This is a genomic window from Psychroserpens sp., from assembly GCF_036960315.1.
Lineage (GTDB): Bacteria > Bacteroidota > Bacteroidia > Flavobacteriales > Flavobacteriaceae > Psychroserpens.
The window spans coordinates 133,741-151,286 of the sequence record NZ_JBALVR010000004.1 but is presented as its reverse complement, the minus strand read 5'-3'; the positions used below and the strand labels follow the sequence as shown (position 1 = coordinate 151,286).

Annotated in this window: 17 protein-coding genes; 11 read left to right on the top strand and 6 right to left on the bottom strand. The window is 33.3% G+C overall.

The window, feature by feature from the left end:
• Positions 1-93 precede the first annotated feature (93 nt).
• Both V7719_RS08680 and V7719_RS08675 read left to right on the top strand, forming a co-directional pair.
• Entirely contained in the window at positions 94-1,782 is a 1,689-nt protein-coding gene (locus tag V7719_RS08680; RefSeq protein ID WP_335729497.1) for a hypothetical protein, read from the top strand.
• Between the two features lie 140 nt (positions 1,783-1,922).
• Positions 1,923-3,572, top strand: coding sequence for an aryl-sulfate sulfotransferase (locus tag V7719_RS08675; RefSeq protein WP_335729496.1), 1,650 nt, complete (start codon positions 1,923-1,925; stop codon positions 3,570-3,572).
• Positions 3,573-3,580: 8 nt separating this feature from the next.
• Here V7719_RS08675 and V7719_RS08670 read toward each other — a convergent pair whose 3' ends face one another.
• Positions 3,581-5,299 (bottom strand): FG-GAP-like repeat-containing protein, encoded by a 1,719-nt coding sequence (locus tag V7719_RS08670; protein WP_335729495.1) that lies wholly within the window; start codon positions 5,297-5,299, stop codon positions 3,581-3,583.
• A gap of 82 nt (positions 5,300-5,381) precedes the next feature.
• Between V7719_RS08670 and rlmB the strand changes: the two genes are divergently transcribed.
• A complete protein-coding gene (gene rlmB / locus V7719_RS08665; RefSeq protein WP_335729494.1) occupies positions 5,382-6,116 on the top strand; it encodes a 23S rRNA (guanosine(2251)-2'-O)-methyltransferase RlmB in 735 nt (244 codons plus the stop codon).
• Here rlmB and V7719_RS08660 read toward each other — a convergent pair.
• Positions 6,113-6,859 (bottom strand): rhomboid family intramembrane serine protease, encoded by a 747-nt coding sequence (locus tag V7719_RS08660; RefSeq protein WP_335729493.1) that lies wholly within the window; start codon positions 6,857-6,859, stop codon positions 6,113-6,115. The two genes, rlmB and V7719_RS08660, sit on opposite strands and share 4 nt — an antisense overlap.
• 89 nt (positions 6,860-6,948) lie before the next feature.
• Here V7719_RS08660 and V7719_RS08655 point away from each other — a divergent pair, with 89 nt between their 5' ends.
• Entirely contained in the window at positions 6,949-8,229 is a 1,281-nt protein-coding gene (locus tag V7719_RS08655) for a replication-associated recombination protein A (RefSeq protein WP_335729492.1), read from the top strand.
• Here the strand turns inward: V7719_RS08655 and V7719_RS08650 are convergent.
• From V7719_RS08650 to radC, 4 genes are all read right to left on the bottom strand, one after another.
• On the bottom strand, positions 8,226-9,074 hold the full coding sequence (locus V7719_RS08650; protein ID WP_335729491.1) for a hypothetical protein: 849 nt from the start codon (positions 9,072-9,074) through the stop codon (positions 8,226-8,228). The two genes, V7719_RS08655 and V7719_RS08650, sit on opposite strands and share 4 nt — an antisense overlap.
• A 221-nt stretch (positions 9,075-9,295) precedes the next feature.
• Complete coding sequence (locus V7719_RS08645; protein ID WP_335729490.1) at positions 9,296-9,985, bottom strand: YjjG family noncanonical pyrimidine nucleotidase; 690 nt, start codon at positions 9,983-9,985, stop codon at positions 9,296-9,298.
• Positions 9,986-10,046: 61 nt separating this feature from the next.
• The gene (locus V7719_RS08640) at positions 10,047-11,363 is read right to left on the bottom strand and encodes a polysaccharide deacetylase family protein (protein WP_335729489.1); all 1,317 of its coding nucleotides are present in this window, start codon (positions 11,361-11,363) and stop codon (positions 10,047-10,049) included.
• A gap of 38 nt (positions 11,364-11,401) precedes the next feature.
• Entirely contained in the window at positions 11,402-12,100 is a 699-nt protein-coding gene (gene radC / locus V7719_RS08635) for a RadC family protein (protein WP_335729488.1), read from the bottom strand.
• A 73-nt stretch (positions 12,101-12,173) separates the two neighbouring features.
• Between radC and V7719_RS08630 the strand changes: the two genes are divergently transcribed.
• The 7 genes from V7719_RS08630 (at position 12,174) to V7719_RS08600 (ending at position 17,403) form a co-directional block, all read left to right on the top strand.
• Positions 12,174-12,617 (top strand): DUF1569 domain-containing protein, encoded by a 444-nt coding sequence (locus V7719_RS08630; protein ID WP_335729487.1) that lies wholly within the window; start codon positions 12,174-12,176, stop codon positions 12,615-12,617.
• A 23-nt stretch (positions 12,618-12,640) separates the two neighbouring features.
• Positions 12,641-13,231 carry an FMN-binding negative transcriptional regulator gene (locus tag V7719_RS08625; protein WP_335729486.1) on the top strand — a complete coding sequence of 197 codons (591 nt, stop codon included), beginning with the start codon at positions 12,641-12,643 and terminating at the stop codon, positions 13,229-13,231.
• A gap of 33 nt (positions 13,232-13,264) precedes the next feature.
• The gene (locus V7719_RS08620) at positions 13,265-14,155 is read left to right on the top strand and encodes a dienelactone hydrolase family protein (RefSeq protein WP_335729485.1); all 891 of its coding nucleotides are present in this window, start codon (positions 13,265-13,267) and stop codon (positions 14,153-14,155) included.
• Between the two features lie 128 nt (positions 14,156-14,283).
• Positions 14,284-14,706, top strand: a complete 423-nt coding sequence (locus V7719_RS08615) for a hypothetical protein (protein WP_335729484.1) — start codon at positions 14,284-14,286, stop codon at positions 14,704-14,706.
• A 4-nt stretch (positions 14,707-14,710) separates the two neighbouring features.
• On the top strand, positions 14,711-15,340 hold the full coding sequence (locus tag V7719_RS08610; protein WP_335729483.1) for a GyrI-like domain-containing protein: 630 nt from the start codon (positions 14,711-14,713) through the stop codon (positions 15,338-15,340).
• Positions 15,341-15,353: 13 nt separating this feature from the next.
• Positions 15,354-16,523 (top strand): MFS transporter, encoded by a 1,170-nt coding sequence (locus V7719_RS08605; protein WP_335729482.1) that lies wholly within the window; start codon positions 15,354-15,356, stop codon positions 16,521-16,523.
• 208 nt (positions 16,524-16,731) lie between these two features.
• The gene (locus tag V7719_RS08600; protein WP_335729481.1) at positions 16,732-17,403 is read left to right on the top strand and encodes a hypothetical protein; all 672 of its coding nucleotides are present in this window, start codon (positions 16,732-16,734) and stop codon (positions 17,401-17,403) included.
• Positions 17,404-17,546: the final 143 nt, after the last annotated feature.

The following is a 17,546-nucleotide window of genomic DNA, read 5'->3' as shown; positions in this document are numbered from 1 at the left end:
AAACGATTAATTTTAGAAAGTTTCTCAATTAATTTTTACAGCTACACATTTTTAGTAATTTTTTTCCGTTAGATTTGAATAATATTTCAATTGATGTTCAGAAAAATTAGTCCTATTTTACTACTCCTATATCTATTATGGTCTACTGAAATGTTTGCCCAAAATTTATATTTGACTTCTGTTGGTTCTTCGGAAAAAGAGACAAAAACTATTGACTCTCTAGGCTATCAAAATACATTTACCAATTATATCGACTTAGAAACTGAAGTTAATCTCCTAAAAAAAAGACTAACTACCATTGGCTACATCGAAAGTCAGTTACTTAGTTTCAATAAGCAAAACGATACGACTTACCTTGCCGCTTTCAGTTTAAAAAATAAATATGAATCCATTATAATTGAGCACAATGGTTTGGTGGATATCTCGATTTTAAAATTATCTGGTTATCTAAATAAAAATAATCAGTTGGTGATTCCTATCGATCACGTTGAGTCAACGTTGCAATCTATAAACTCAGAAATAGCAAATCGCGGTAACCCTTTTAGCACTTTGATAGTTAATGATATTAAAGCTATTGATAGTAAAACGCTTTCTGGCTCATTATCTGTTTCAGAATCAAAATCTAGAACAATTGACAAGCTTGTTTTAAAAGGTTATGAGAAATTCCCAGAATCCTTTATTAAACGCTATTTAAAAATTAAAACCGGGCAAACCTTCAGCCTAAATACCGTAAAAGAAAAAACTGCATCACTCAATGATTTGGTCTTTGCCAACCAAATTAAAGATCCTGAAGTCCTCTTCACTCGAGATTCTACAATATTATATATGTATATCGAAAAAGCTCGAAGCAATACCTTTGATGGCTTTTTAGGTTTTGGCACTAATGAAGCCACAAATAAAATTGAGTTTGATGGGTATTTGGATTTAAAACTGACTAATAATCTCAATTATGGAGAATCCCTAAAACTACTTTATAAAAGTGACGAAAACGATCAACAAACGTTCGATTTAAAATTAGGCGCACCATATATATTTAATTCACCAGTTGGTATCGATTTAAATTTGAACATATTTAAAAGAGACAGCTCCTTTGTTACTGTTACTCAAGCTGCAAAACTTAATTATCAAATTAACAGTAAGCATGTTATTTCTGCAGGTATTAATTCAGTTAACTCTACCGACTTATTAGATATGCCCTCAGCGCTTATTACAGACTATAGTTCTAATCAGTATTTTTTAAATTATACCTATACGAAAAGACAGAATTATGATTTACTATTTCCCATAAATTTTTTGTTTGATATAACAACTGGCCTTGGAAATCGATCATACGAGAATATAGATGAACAGCAATCCAACTTCTATATGAATACGTTTAAAATTTTCAACCTCAATGACAAAAATAGTGTCTACGGAAAAATTAGCGCCAACTACTTAGTGTCGGACACCTATTTAGAGAATGAACTTCCTCGTTTTGGTGGCATCAATTCTATTCGTGGATTTGAAGAAAACAGCCTTATCGGTAATATATATGGTGTTCTAAATACGGAATACAGATACAAACTCAACAATTCTATATATGTTCATTCTGTAATTGATGCAGCATATTTTGAAAACCAGATTGCCAATCAAAAAGGCAAACTGTTTGGTTTTGGTTTTGGTTTTGGACTTCTTACCAAGGCCGGATTGTTTCGATTTAACTATACCAGTGGAAAAACAGAAAACCAAAAATTTAGATTATCAGACTCTAAAATTCACTTGAGTTTGACTACTACATTTTAAACACTATAGAATACTAAATATTCAATCCTTTGAAACTTTATCTCAACTATGTTAAATTTAAATTCCAAAAGACTAATTAAGCATATAAGTATTAGGTTTGTTAAAAAATTGCCACTTATATTGTATTGAAAAATTACGCTATGGAAAAAAAACTACTTCTTTATTTTACTTTTTTGATTTTTAGCTTTGCTCGAGGTCAGAATACAGTCGGAACAATTTCAATTACCGAAGATGCTTTTGATGCTTTCACTTTAATCTCGGTACACAACAATGCTTATTTATTTAATAACTGTGGTGAAGTCGTTAACGAATGGAATAGCACATATCCTCCTGGAAACTCTGTTTATTTATTACCCAACGGGAATTTACTCCGAGCTGGCCGTGTAAGTGATGTCCCCAGTAACATCACCTTTGGCGGAAGTGGAGGTGTTGTCGAGTTATATAATTGGGATGGCGATTTGATATGGTCTTACTTACATATTTCAAATGATTTTAGACAACATCATGATGTTTATCCAATGCCAAATGGTAATGTTTTAATTCTAGCTGCAACCGTCATGTCTAACGCCGAAGCAATAGCTGCTGGAAGAGACCCAAATAACATGAGTGACACAGTCCTTTATAACGAGCGTATATTTGAGGTTGAACCCGTTGGAACTAATGATGTAAATGTTGTTTGGGAGTGGAATGTAAAAGACCACCTAATTCAAGATTTCGACATTACTAAAGCTAATTTTGGTAACGTTTCCATGGATCCAGGCAAACTTGATATCAACTTCTTGAATGGTGGGTCAGGAGGAGCAAATTGGCTACATTTTAATTCCATACAATACGATGAAAATTTAGACCAAATAGTAATTAGTTCCCGAAATCTAAGTGAAATCTATATTATAGATCACTCAACCACTATTGCAGAATCTGAAACTAATACTGGTGGAACTTATGGCAAAGGTGGTGACTTTTTATATAGATGGGGTAATCCTCTAGCATATAAACAAGGAACATTAGCTGATCAAACTTTATTCGGGCAACATTATCCGCATTATATAGAAGGTGGATTGGTAGATGCAGGTAAAATAATAGTTTTCAACAATGGAAATGGTAGAACTCCTCCGTTCTCAAATGTTGAAATCATTAATCCGCCTACCACCGCTCCTGGAGTTTATGCGTATACACCGAATACTTCTTTTGGCCCTTTAGCAGCTGAATACTCATATTCTGATCAATCTTCGACGCCTTCAGCATTTTATTCTCCTATATTAAGTAGCGCACAACGTTTACCAAATGGAAATATACTAATATGTGAAGGAGCCTCTGGTGAAATTTTCGAACTAGATAGTAATGAAAATGAAGTTTGGAGATATGTGAATCCAGTAAGCAACGTCAGTGGATCTATTACAACTCAGGGTGATACTGCTCCTTTAAGTAATACTGTATTTAGAGCTATAAAATATGCCACTGATTATCCTGCATTTACTGGAAGAGATTTAACACCCGGAGATCCTCTTGAGTTAAATCCAGATCTAACACCTTGTCAAAGCTTAAGCGTAAATGACTTTGATATCGTTGGACTTAAAGTATATCCAAATCCTGTAAAATCAAATTTGATTATTGAAACAGAAAAAACAATTCAGTCTATTTTAATTTACGACATTCTAGGAAAAAAAATAGAAGATTTAGCCGGCAACATAAAAACAATAAGCTTTAACGATTTTGCAAATGGTATGTACCTAGTTAAAATTATAACTCAAGATAATAGTATTATTACAAGAAAAATAATAAAAAACTAACGCCAAAATTATTCCTTTATCATTTTAAAGGTTTGTCTTTTATTAGTAGAGGAAAGAATATTTACAAAATACACACCGTTTGTTAAAGATGATACATCAAAATTATAACTATTTAATTTTGGTTTAAAACTCTTAACTTTTTTACCTAGTACATCAAAAACAGTTACTGACTGAAGGGATTCATTAGATTGAAGAAACAAAATATCTTTTACTGGATTTGGAAATAAATGAGTAGTATTTAATTGATTTTCATCTATTGACAAACTATCCCCTTCTGTAATTTCTAATAACTGATTAGCGCTCACATCGAAAAATATGTCCTCTGTTCCACTAAGCCAAGTTACTTTAACATAATCAACCTCTATATGACTTCCTAAACCGAAAACTTCAGTAGCAGAGTTTTGAGCCAAATAACCTTCGCCACATAATGTATAACGATACTGTACATTTCCATTAATAGAAATTTCTATAAATGACCCAACACCATCTCTATTACTTGATGTACCCTCTAACTTTATTTTTAACCAATTGTTAGTTGTAGTTGTAGAATTATGCCAGAGGTTTACATTTCCATCAAATGTGTTACTTACCACAATATCTAACAAACCATTATTATCTATATCTCCAATTGCACTAGAGTGACTAGCTTTATTATCATTTAAAAAACCTGGATTTGTGGGGGTTAAAAAATCTTCATTACCCAAATTTTCATAAAACACAGACGAGCTATAATCTGATTCACCATTTAAAGCACTGCTAACATATAAATCCAAATCTTCATCGTTTTCAGCATCTAAAAACACTGCTCCCCAACAAACACTATTCAACAAAGTACCAGACGTTGTAGCTATATCAGTAAATGTTTCATCTCCATTATTTCTAAAAAACACATTACCAACTACTCCATTAGTAACATAAATATCTAACCATCCATCACTGTTAAAATCATCTATAGTAACAGTCATGGCATCAATAGCTACATCTGTTCCAGATATAACACTTACATCAGTAAAGGTTTCATCTCCGTTATTTTTGTATAAAACATTTGGATTAATAGTTCTATCATTAGAGATATAAATATCTTGCCATCCATCATTATTAAAATCAAAAAAAGCTGAACAAAATGATAGGCTACCTGAAGAACTAATTCCTGCTATTGAGCTAACATTGGTAAACGTACCATCTCCATTATTCTTATATAAGTAGTTTGGAACTATCTTATCAGGATCAAAACTACAGATAAATACATCTAACTTACCATCATTATTATAATCACCCCAAGATGCTCCATAAGAATAGATATTTATAATTGGCAAACCTGAAGTAACAGTTATATCCGTAAAATTTAAACTTCCATCGTTTTGAAACAATTTATTACCATCCGTAAAACTAGTGGCATATAAATCTTTATCACCATCATTATCAAAATCTACCCAAGTAACTGATTTAGTTTGATAATTAAGAGTAGGCATATTTAGAGTTTGTTCTACAAAAGATCCATTAATATTTTTAAAAAACCTCAGAGGTTGTCCGTCTTCAGTAGTAAAACTAAGATCATCCCAACCGTCATCATCATAATCAAAAAAAGAAACCCCATTGCCAAGATGTGTTGTTCCACTAGTAAGATTAACACCTAATATAGCTGCTTGGTCATCAAATTGAATTTGCGCATTAAGTGGTGCATATGTCTCCAGTAAAAAAAACAGTATTATGAATAATTGTTTCATTTTATGAAATTAGTCTACAGGTATATTTATAAAAATAGAGCTATATAGCTCAATAACATTTGCTTTTTTATACCTTTGGCACATGGAAAAAGAAACCACCATTTTTGGTATTCGAGCAGTTATTGAAGCTATAAAATCAGGAGAGAATATAGACAAAATATTTTTACAAAAAGGCTTACGAGGCGAATTATTTTCGGAGTTAGAACAACTACTCAAAAAGGAACGTTTAAACTCTTCGTATGTTCCTATAGAAAAACTTAACCGTTTATCAAAAAAGAACCATCAAGGTGTCATCGCACAAATAGCCCCTATTACATTTCATAATATTGAAGATTTAGTTATGAATGTTGTGGAGTCTGGCAAAACACCTTTATTTTTATTGTTAGACCAATTAAGTGATGTTCGTAATTTTGGCGCTATAGTTCGTACTGCAGAATGTACTGGAGTTTCAGGAATTATTATTCAGAAAAAAGGTGGTGCTCCTGTAAATGGTGATGCTATAAAAACGAGTGCAGGAGCGATTTTTAAAATACCTATTTGTAAAGTTGACCATATTAAAGACGCCGTATTTTATATGCAAGCAAGTGGCATAAAAGTCATAGCTGCTACCGAAAAAACAGACAACACAATATACGATGTGTCTTTTACAGAACCATGTGCTATTATTATGGGTTCTGAAGGCAAAGGTATTAATCCATCTGTTATAAAAGTGGCAGACGAAAAAGCCAAGCTTCCTATATTAGGTGAAATTGAATCGCTTAATGTTTCTGTTGCTTGTGGTGTATTTTTATATGAGGCAGTTAGACAGCGAAGTTAATCTTTGTTTTCCTTAAAGGTATAGTTGTAATTTGGTTCGGTATCTTCAGAAATTGGCTCCTCTTCTATCTCTTGCTCTAAGTTTTCGATAAAGTTTCCATTTTCATCAAAATGCTTCAAGAATGGATCATCGTCTTCATTATAATCAGGTTCTTGCCAAATGTAGCGTTCAGGTTTAGCTATAGCTTTTCTGAAAACAAGCGCGAAAATGAACCCAGAAATGAGTCCGCCAAGATGTCCTTCCCAAGACATACCATCCTTAACAGGAAAAGCATACCAAATCATACCTCCGTAGAGAAAAACAATTATAAGTGACAAGGCTACTAGTCGATAGTGCTTAGCAAATATGCCTTTAAAAAATATAAAACTCACCAATACATAAACCAATCCGCTGGCTCCAATATGATTGGCAGGCCTTCCTATAACCCATGTAAATAATCCTGAGAGTAATATGCCATAGATTAAGACTTTCCATGAGATTTTTCGATAGAAATAAAATAGAGCTACAGACAAAACGAACAACGGAATACTATTATGATATAAATGTTCAATATCGGCATGAATAAACGGACTCGTAATAATTCCTAAGAGGCCTTCCAATTTTTGCGGATAAACACCAAGGCGCTTTATCGATGGAAAAAACCGTACCTGCATCCAGAATACAATCCAAATGGAAAGCACAAAAAACAAAGGGTACGCAATGACTCCTGTTGAATATCTAAACTGTTGCTGATTACTATTCATTGTCTAAATTTAGAATATTATTATCAAAATGCTTTCCATTTATGAAAACTATGAAATATTGTCACCTTCGTTTTTTGTAATTTTACCGTATGAACGAACCTTTAGCAGAGCGATTACGTCCGCAAAAACTTGACGATTATTTAAGTCAGTCGCATTTAGTTGGAAAAACTGGCGTTTTGACACAACAATTACAACAAGGTGTGATCGCATCTATGATTTTTTGGGGACCTCCAGGAACAGGAAAAACCACACTTGCCAATATTGTGGCTAATGAATCTAAGCGTCCTTTTTATACCTTGAGTGCTATAAATTCAGGTGTTAAAGACATTAGAGAGGTTATTGATAAAGCGAAACAAAGTGGCGGTTTATTTACGACAAAAAACCCAATACTCTTTATTGATGAGATTCACCGATTTAGTAAATCACAACAAGATTCATTATTACAAGCCGTAGAAAAAGGCTGGGTCACCCTAATTGGTGCCACTACAGAAAACCCTAGTTTTGAGGTCATTCCTGCACTCCTATCACGTTGTCAGGTTTATGTTCTTAATTCATTCGATAAAAAGGACTTAGAGGCGCTTCTAAAACGCGCTATTACAGAAGATGATATCATATCAAAGCGCAACATCACATTAAAAGAAACCGAAGCCCTTATCCGATTATCAGGTGGTGATGCTCGTAAACTACTCAACATATTTGAACTTATCGTTACATCGTTTGTTAATGATGAAGCCATTATAATTACCAATGAGACTGTTTCAGAAAAAGTTCAGAATAACACAGTTCGATACGACAAAACTGGAGAACAGCATTACGATATTATTTCAGCCTATATAAAATCTATTAGAGGTAGCGATCCTAATGCAGCAGTCTATTGGTTAGCTCGAATGATTGAAGGTGGTGAAGATGTTAAGTTTATTGCAAGACGTTTGCTGATTCTAGCAAGTGAAGACATTGGCAACGCAAATCCAACCGCCTTAGTTATTGCAAATAATGCATTTCAAGCGGTTTCAGTTATTGGGCATCCAGAATCCCGAATTATTTTGAGTCAGTGCACAACCTATTTGGCAACGTCTCCTAAAAGTAATGCATCCTATGAAGCTATTGGTAAAGCTCAGCAATTGGTAAAGGAAACTGGTGATTTATCGGTGCCATTATCGGTTAGAAATGCACCCACAAAATTGATGAAAGAACTAGGTTATGGTGATAATTACCAATATGCGCATAAGTATGAAAACAATTTTGTAGCTCTTGAATTCTTACCAGAAGAGATAAAGAACACCAAGCTTTATGAACCAGGAAATAATGCTAGAGAAAATGCACAGCGAGAGTTTTTAAAATCGCGATGGAAAGACAAATATGGTTATTAAAATTTTAGGTTTAAGACTGACAATTTTAGATTTTTTCCACTATTTTCGGCATAAATCCAAGAACCATCTTTTTTGTACACAACAGCATCTTTGCCTTTAACAATAAACATATTAGGTGTACCAGAATCTAATAGAATCATTACTTTTTTAGGTTCGGTATCTACAATTTGAAATCCATTATCTATAGGCTGAGCGTATAATAAATATTTGTTATCCGCTGCACTTGTTACAATTTCGGCTTTAGCTTCAACTATTCCCACTAATTCTTGCTTAACTGATTCCTCTACCTTTTCTTCGGAAGAATTAATTGTTTCAATTACTTTCTCTTCTTCTTCTTCTTCTTCTTCTTTTGCTTCCTTTACTTCGGGAATTTCTACAACAGTATTCTCTTCAGTTTTAATAGCATTTCCATTATACTTATAATCAAAAAACTGATAAGTAATAAATGCGGCTCTAACAGTTTCTTGATATGCTTTTTTACGATTTTTCTCCTTGGATTTACCTACTTGTGATGATGCTACAACTCTATTCTTACAATCCACTAAATCAATTTGGATTTTGCTCACTAAAAAACCACCTTTTATCACACGAGTGATTGCTTTTAGTGCTAAGCAGTTATTGGCACCTAAATCATTTGGAAAATCATCATTTTCCAAATATGCTGTATACCCATATTTGTTGAATAAAAATTTTGTCAATGAATTCAATTGGTACTGATCTTGAGTTTTTTGAAAATCGTATTGATTAGGAACGACAATGTATTTATAGTTATTTATTTTCTCTTGAGAAAAAGTATTCCATTGAAAAATGAACGAAAAAGCTATTAAAAAGAGTAATCTAGTCATCTGAATCAAAAATTAGGTTTATTCCGAATTGTAAAGATACACTTTGCGCTTTAGAAATATTTTGCAATTCGAACAAATTATTTCCCACAAGATACATATTAAAGCTTTCAATATGCATAAAAACTCCTAAACCAAAGCACACTTTGATACTGGTAAAAACTTGAATCTTTTCATAACGTTCTAACTTATCATTAAATGGCTTATCACTAACAAAAAGTATATCACAAATACTTTTTTATATCTAGTAATCGCTTAACCTGCTTAATAGAAGCATCTGCATTATAGTCGTGATAATTAAATAAAATCACATCTATACCAACATCCATTGCTCCCATAATATCAGCTTCGAAGTTATCACCAATCATCATACTCTCTTCAGGTTTTGCATTAGCAACATCTAAAGCATGATTAAAAATTATAGGATTTGGCTTCTTCACACCTGCTGCTTCAGAATTGGTTACTGTTTCAAAATAATGTGAGATATTAGCATTATCCATTTTACGTTGTTGCGCTTCCTCAAAACCATTGGTAATGATATGCAACTGATAATCGGTTATTAAATGCTCTAGTAGTTCAATAGTACCATCAAAAAGGTGATTAAATGTCGTGAGATGGGTAATATAGTCTTCGGATAACAGATTGATAATCTCATCTGAAACTCCAAAACCAACAGCATCAAAGGTATCTTTCAAACGTTGATATCTTAAACTCGATTTATCAATCCTATCCTCTCGATAGAGTTTCCAATAATTAAAATTGATAGGTTCATAAACCTCAAGAAATTCTTGCGAATTAACATTAAGTTGATGCATACTAAAGATTTTCTCAAATGCCAATGCTGAGTTTTTATCAAAATCCCAAAGTGTATGGTCTAAATCGAAAAATATATGTTTCACTCCTTTAATTTTCATTTGCATTTTGATTTGTTTTCTTCAGACAAAGGGAACATCATAATAAGTATACGCTTAGTGATTAAACTTTAGGTTTTGATGTTTCGTCTGCTGATTCTAATACTTGTGAGAATAATTTTCTAAACCCTTTCCATCTTTCATCGATTCCAAAGGTATAATTGTGAAATACTGGAGTAAAGGTTCCATTAACACGTTTTACAGAGTTGATTAAACGCTGTAATTTCTGTTCTTTATCAAGTTGCGACTGATGTTTTAACAAGGCATGATCAATACAATGAAACGAATTAATAAGCAATGGCGTTTGTATTTCATAATCTAAATCATAAAACAAAAACGGTGTGCATGTTCCAGCTCTAAAACCTAAATAATTGAGATAGCCCATTGTATAATCTTTTTTCACTTCAAGTTCTATAAGATTGCGATAAGATTGTGGTAAATTAATTTTTGAAAACGAATTTCTAGCGGCTTCTAGTTCGTAATTGGTAATAAACTCGATATTTTTCTTTTCTTTTTTCAGAATAGAAATATCATCTAACGAAAAATAGGACGCTTTGAGTCCAACTTTACAATAATCTGCAACAGATTTAATGAGCGATACAAACTTCTTTTTATTGACATTAATATTCTTATCATAGGTAGAATAGTCACCAATCAAGAAAAATACGATAAACTTAAAATCGTACTGTTTCTGCTTGTTTATAATCCATTTAAAGGTGTCATAAGGATCACGTTCAAAACCAAACACAACGAGAAAACGATTATATAATCGTCTAAATTTAAACCTAAACAAATCGGTGCAAGCACCGCCAATTGTTCTCATTAATCCTTTTTGTTTGAAGTAATAAGCCATTGGCACATCTATAACGGGTTGTATGTTATAAGTTCGTTTGGGGAATGTAAAACCATCAAACTTTTGTTCCAAAATGGATTTGAGCTTATAGGCCCAAATATCGACAACAGGCTGATTGAGAAACTCATGTTTATAGGCTAAACTTTCTTTAGCTGTAAAGCGTCCATACGCATCCTTAACATGTGGAAGATATTCTTCATAACGACTCAACAGGTAAAAAGAAGCAGCAAAAATATCGAATGGTAGTGCACTTTTTTCTCCTGTAGTAAAGAAACATTTGGTGTCTCCCCAATCTTGAACGTTGATGTCAACATCAGATAAGCCTTGCTCAAACAAAAGCTCATGGTTTTTAATAAACAACTCATTACTTAAAGGTTGTTTAGTATATGACATTTTCAAACTATCATGTGCTATAAACTCTTCAATTTTTGTTGTAAACGACACAGGAATCCCAAGAACTCTTGTACACAAGTGCTTAAACGCATAGCGAACTCTTGGTGTAATTTTATGTGTATAGACTAATAGCAATTTAGTGTTTGGCGTTTAGTTTTTGGTGTTCAGTAAAATTATAATATATTTTCATCAGCGAAACTAAAGTATGCTTTTTCTGTGATAATTAGGTGATCTAAAACTTTAATATCTAAACTTTGAGCAGCAACCTTTAATTTTTGTGTCAAATGTTTATCAGATTCGCTAGGTTTCAATGTTCCAGACGGATGGTTATGAACCAAAATCAAACCCACTGCTCCAACTTCTAAAGCTTTTTTCAGCACTAAACGCACATCAACCAATGTGCCAGTAATACCGCCTTTGCTTAATTGATTTTTCTGAATGATTTTATTAGAATTATTTAGGTATATGATCCAGAATTCTTCATGTGGTAATTCGCCAATAATGGGTTGCATAAGTTCGTATACCGAAGTACTAGAGGTGATTTTATTTGTCTTAAACTCTTCTTCTCCTCGTCGCCGTCGCCCCAACTCCATAGCAGCAGCAATGGAGATAGCCTTAGCTTCACCAATACCTTTAAATTCCATTAATTGTTTTAATGTGAGTTTGCCAAGCTTATTGAGATTATGGTCAACACTGCCTAAAATACGCTGACTTAAGGCCACAGCACTTTCGTCTCTATTTCCCGAACCCAGTAAAATCGCAACGAGTTCGGCATCGCTTAAACTCGACTTTCCTTTATCACGAAGTTTTTCTCGTGGTTGATCATCTTGTGACCAATTTTTTATTGAAAACGAAACAGGTTTTTCTGTCATCTTATACAAATTTATATTGTAACTTTCTGGTGCTTAAATTTAAATCAAAATATAGAAAAAATACTATACTATTATGAAATCTTTATTTTCACCCCAAGCTCATAGTGAGATTATGAGTCGATTAGAACAACTCGATCAAAACAAGCAAGCCAGTTGGGGGAAAATGAAAGTTGGACAAATGGCATGGCATTGTCAAGGACCTTTTCACATCATGCTTGAAAAAAATGATTATGGAATGAAACCTAGTTGGTTTGCAAAAGTGTTCTTTAAGAAATCGCTTTACAATGACAAACCTTGGCGAAAAAACTTACCCACTGCAAAGTTTTTAAAACCTATAGAAGACAAAGATTTTAATACTGAAAAATCAAAACTAGAAGCACTTATAAATGAAGCGTATTCGCATCGTGATAAAGCCGAATGGAAATCTCATCCTGCATTTGGATATTTTACAGCAGATCAATGGGGACAAATGCAGTACAAGCATCTAGACCATCACTTCAGCCAGTTTGGTGTTTAATCCAATTCATAAATCATAGCAATTTGAACTATCCACCAAAACATCATCAAGAAGACGATATCAATCACATGATTGAAGTCATTAAAACCTATCCTCTGGCGACCGTAATTTCGGTAGAAAACAATCAGCCTTTAATTACACATTTACCTTTAATTTATGAAGATGGAAAATTGATTGGTCATATCGACAAATTTAATCCACAAGCAGAGTTATTAAAGTATGATAATGACGTTACAATCCTGTTTTCTGGTCCGCAATGTTATATTTCCCCAACCGTTTACAATACAACACAGTTACCAACCTGGAACTATATAAAAGTCCATTTAAAAGGCACTGTAAAAGCTATAAAAAGTAAAGCCGATTTAAAGCAATCATTGATTACTATGACTGAATTTTTGGAAGCTCCAGACCATAAGTATGTTTTAGAACCAGACAATCCGAGATTAGATAGCAACCTAGATTATATCAAAATGTTTGAAATTTCTATTACGCAATGGGAAGGGAAATTCAAACTCTCTCAAGACAAAAAACCAAGTGACATAAAAAGCGCAAGAGCCGAATTAGTTCGAGTAAATCAAGAAAGCATAAAACAGTTTATTGATAAAGTGTTCTAATTACCAGCAACTTATACCTATAAAATCTGAGTCATGAAGAAATTAAAAAAAGAAGATATCAGTCAAGACGTATTTAATTTATATGATGATTATGCACACAATAAACTAAATCGCAGGCAATTTGTAGAAAAACTCTCAATTTATGCTGTTGGTGGTGTGACTATAGGATCACTACTGAGTTTTATGTCACCAAACTATGTTGACAGCTTGCTTGTGAAACCTAACGATCAAACTTTAGATTCAACGTATACAAACTACGATTCTCCAAAAGGGGGAGGCTCTATAAAAGGGCTATTATCTAAACCAAAAGATGCAAAAAGTAAATTACCAGGTGTTATTGTCGTACATGAAAACAGAGGACTTAATCCATATATTGAAGATGTTGGTCGTAGAACAGCAAAAGAAGGTTTTATAAGCTTAGCTCCCGATGCGTTAACTCCCCTAGGCGGTTATCCTGGGAATGATGACGATGGTAGAACTTTGCAACGGAAACGAGATCGAAATGAAATGTTAGAAGATTTTATTGCGGCATTTAACTATTTAAAATCACACAAAGACTGCAATGGAAAGGTTGGTGTTGTGGGATTTTGCTTTGGAGGTTGGATATCTAATATGATGGCTGTTCGATTACCAGATTTAGCTTGTGCTGTTCCTTATTATGGGAGACAACCATCTGATGAAGATGCAACAAAAATAAAAGCACCATTACTATTACAATATGGTGAATTAGATACCAGAGTTAATGCTGGGTGGCCTGCTTTTGAAGCCATATTAAAAACCAAAAATATTGAACATCAGGTTTATATTTATCCTGAAGTAAATCACGGATTTCATAATAATACAACACCGCGTTTTGATAAAAAAGCCGCCGATTTATCTTGGGAAAGAACCATGGCCTTTTTCAAAAAACACCTAATCACTTAAGTCCAGTATATAAAAAATCAAAATCAGATTTATAAATTGTTAAGAGTGAATAGCCTTGGATTAAATTTGACTATATCATATAAATAACCGAATTTCGTTTATATAAAAAATAACAAATATTAAATACAATGAAAAAACTTCTTTTACTCGCTATTTTGGTTTTAAGCGTTACGTATTCGTGTACACCAGATGATAGTGATTCAGGTGCTATTGATGGTCCTATTACAGCAAATATCCGATTTGAAGTCGTAGCTACAAGAAGCTCTGAAGCTATTATTACAACAACAATTGATGATGAAACAGAAACTGAAGAAGTTGAAAGTCTACCTTTTAATAAGACCTTTTCACAAACTGAAGTAGAATTAGGAACTTTTCTACAATTAACTTATCTTGAAAATGGCACTTATAATGTTACACCTGATGGTTCAAGTTGGACAGATTACACTGTCATTTTAACGATATACATCAATAATACTGCAGCTTCAATTGGAACATTTGTGATTACAGAAGGTGACTCTGAGGTCAAGCAAATTGATTTTACGATTAATTAATGTCATGAAACACGAATGGCGTAAAGCAGAAAGGAATGTCTATTTACCTAAGGTAAAACCAGAAGTTGTAGACATTCCTGCCTATAAATTTATCACCATTAAAGGCGAAGGGAATCCAAATACCGATCACTTTAAAACAGCTATTGAAGCTTTATATAGCGTATCTTATGCTATAAAAATGAGCCTAAAAAAATTAGCCATTCAGCCCAAAGGTTATATGGATTATACAGTGTATCCATTGGAAGGTATTTGGGATATCAATGAAGCAGCTAAGAAAACATTTACTGGTCAAATCAATAAAAATGACTTTGTATACACGCTAATGATTAGGCAACCTGATTTTGTCGAGGATGACTTTTTCAACGACATGATAGATCTCACCAAAAACAAAAAACCTAATCCGCTTTTAGACCATCTTAATTTTGAGACGATTTCCGATGAAAAATGTATACAAATGATGCATATTGGCAGTTATGATGACGAACCTACAAGCTTTAAGCTTATGGAAGATTTTGCGGATAGTATTAAGCTCTCAAGACTATCGAAAAAACATCGAGAAATCTATCTCACCGATTTTAGAAAAGTAGCTCCCGAAAAACTAAAGACGGTTTTGAGGTTTCAAGTCATTGAATAGAATAATCGAACACATGGTTTCAAAAAAAACTATTCTCCTTATAATTGTCATATCTCAGTTTTGCTGTACCTCACTATGGTTTGCAAGTAATGCAATAATGAGTGACCTTGTTACAACGTTTAACCTAAACGAAAATGCAATTGGTCATTTAACTTCTGCTATCCAATTTGGCTTTATAATAGGCACATTAGTTTTTGCCATATTGACTATTTCTGATCGTTTTTCGCCATCAAAAGTGTTTTTTATAAGTGCACTAATTGGAGCGTTTTTTAACGCGATTACTGTATGGGAAAGCAACAATTTGACAAGTCTTCTCCTCTTTCGCTTTTTAACTGGTTTTTTTCTAGCTGGAATCTATCCTGTTGGAATGAAAATAGCTGCAGATTATTTTGAAAAAGGGCTCGGCAAATCATTAAGTTTTTTGGTTGGTGCCCTAGTACTTGGCACGGCTTTTCCTCATTTATTAAAAGGAATAATAGATGCTTCAATGTGGGAATTGGTTTTGCTATCCACCTCAGCAATTGCAGCTTTGGGTGGTATATTAATGTTGACTTTTGTTCCAAACGGTCCGCATAGAGTCTCTGCAAAAGGACTCAATCTTTCTGCCTTTTCTAAAGTCTTTAAAAATCGTGATTTTCGTGCTGCTGCTTTTGGATATTTTGGACACATGTGGGAACTATATACCTTTTGGGCATTTGTTCCTGTGATGCTCAAAACATATGACTATTTAAACCCTCAAACAGAGTTTAACATAGCACTATTATCCTTTACTATTATTGGAATTGGAGGATTAGGATGCGCCATTGGAGGGTATATTTCACAGCGTCTTGGAACAAAACGAACCGCTTTTATAGCATTATTATTATCAGGTATTTGCTGTTTAGTATCTCCACTTTTATTTACTGTGAATTCTGAAATCATCTTTATTGGATTTCTCGTCTTTTGGGGAATTGTAGTGATTGCCGATTCGCCTTTATTCTCGACATTAGTTGCTCAAAATGCTTCACCAGAACTAAAAGGCACGGCTCTAACCATTGTGAATTGCATAGGGTTTTCTATAACTATTGTTAGTATTCTATTATTGACATGGATGAGCGAACTAACCGATTCAAATTATATCTATATGATTTTAGCTGTTGGTCCACTATTAGGGTTAATGGCACTTGCTAGGTCAGCAAAATAAAAAAGCTCAAATCGTAATAATAATTACAAATATGCCCATAAACGTTATAAAACACAAATCTCCTAACCGTTAGATTGACCGTTAATCCAGAAGTCATACCAACAGATAAACCAAACGACCATTGGATAAACAGATACATTAAACACCTATTAATCAAGATACATTTACACCAAGCAATACAGCTTTAATCAAATTAAATATTATTATCATGAAAAATTTAATGCTATTAATCACTTTTGCATGTATCATACTTACATCGTGTAGTAAAGAAGATGTGAACGAACAAATTGTAGAACAAAAAACAGAACCTACATATTTATTTAAGCAATCTAATGAGACATTGGAATGGGAAGCTATAATTACTTCAGATTTCGTAGACAAAACAACAATTTCAAACGCCAGAAATAACAGCAATAGCCTACATGCTCATGGAGATTTTGGTGGTTTCGGTGGAGGACAAATTTCTTTTTCGGGAACTCAAAATAATGGAGGCGCACATGGCAGCTCCACAATTGAACTTACTTTTGGCCCTTTTGGTACAGCAAATGTCGTACTTGAAACAATAAGTGTCGTTTCAATAGGTGATAATGAAGTAGTATATGGAGGTCAAATTAGTGAGGTTATTGAAAACACTGTCATGTTCCCTCCTCCACCTCCTGGATTCCCAGCACCACCATGTGATCCTTATGAGCTTGGAACCTATGTATACTTTGCCGTCAAAGATAATGGACAAGGAAACAACGCACCATCTGATCAATATAGTCCTTTCATATCAAATAATTGCAATCAAGATTCTAGTGGAGGTGCTAATAATCCATGGTCTATGTTTGGTTTTAACGATGTAGAGTCATCTAAAGATAAAATAAAAGTGAACGATTAAATCATTAGATATTTGCTATTAATTAATCTTTGAGTGTAGTATCGAATTAAACCTTGGTACTGCACTTATTTTATTAAAACAAATTGAAGAAGCACACAACGATAGCCCATTAATCAAACAGTAACTATTTTTAATTTCCCAGA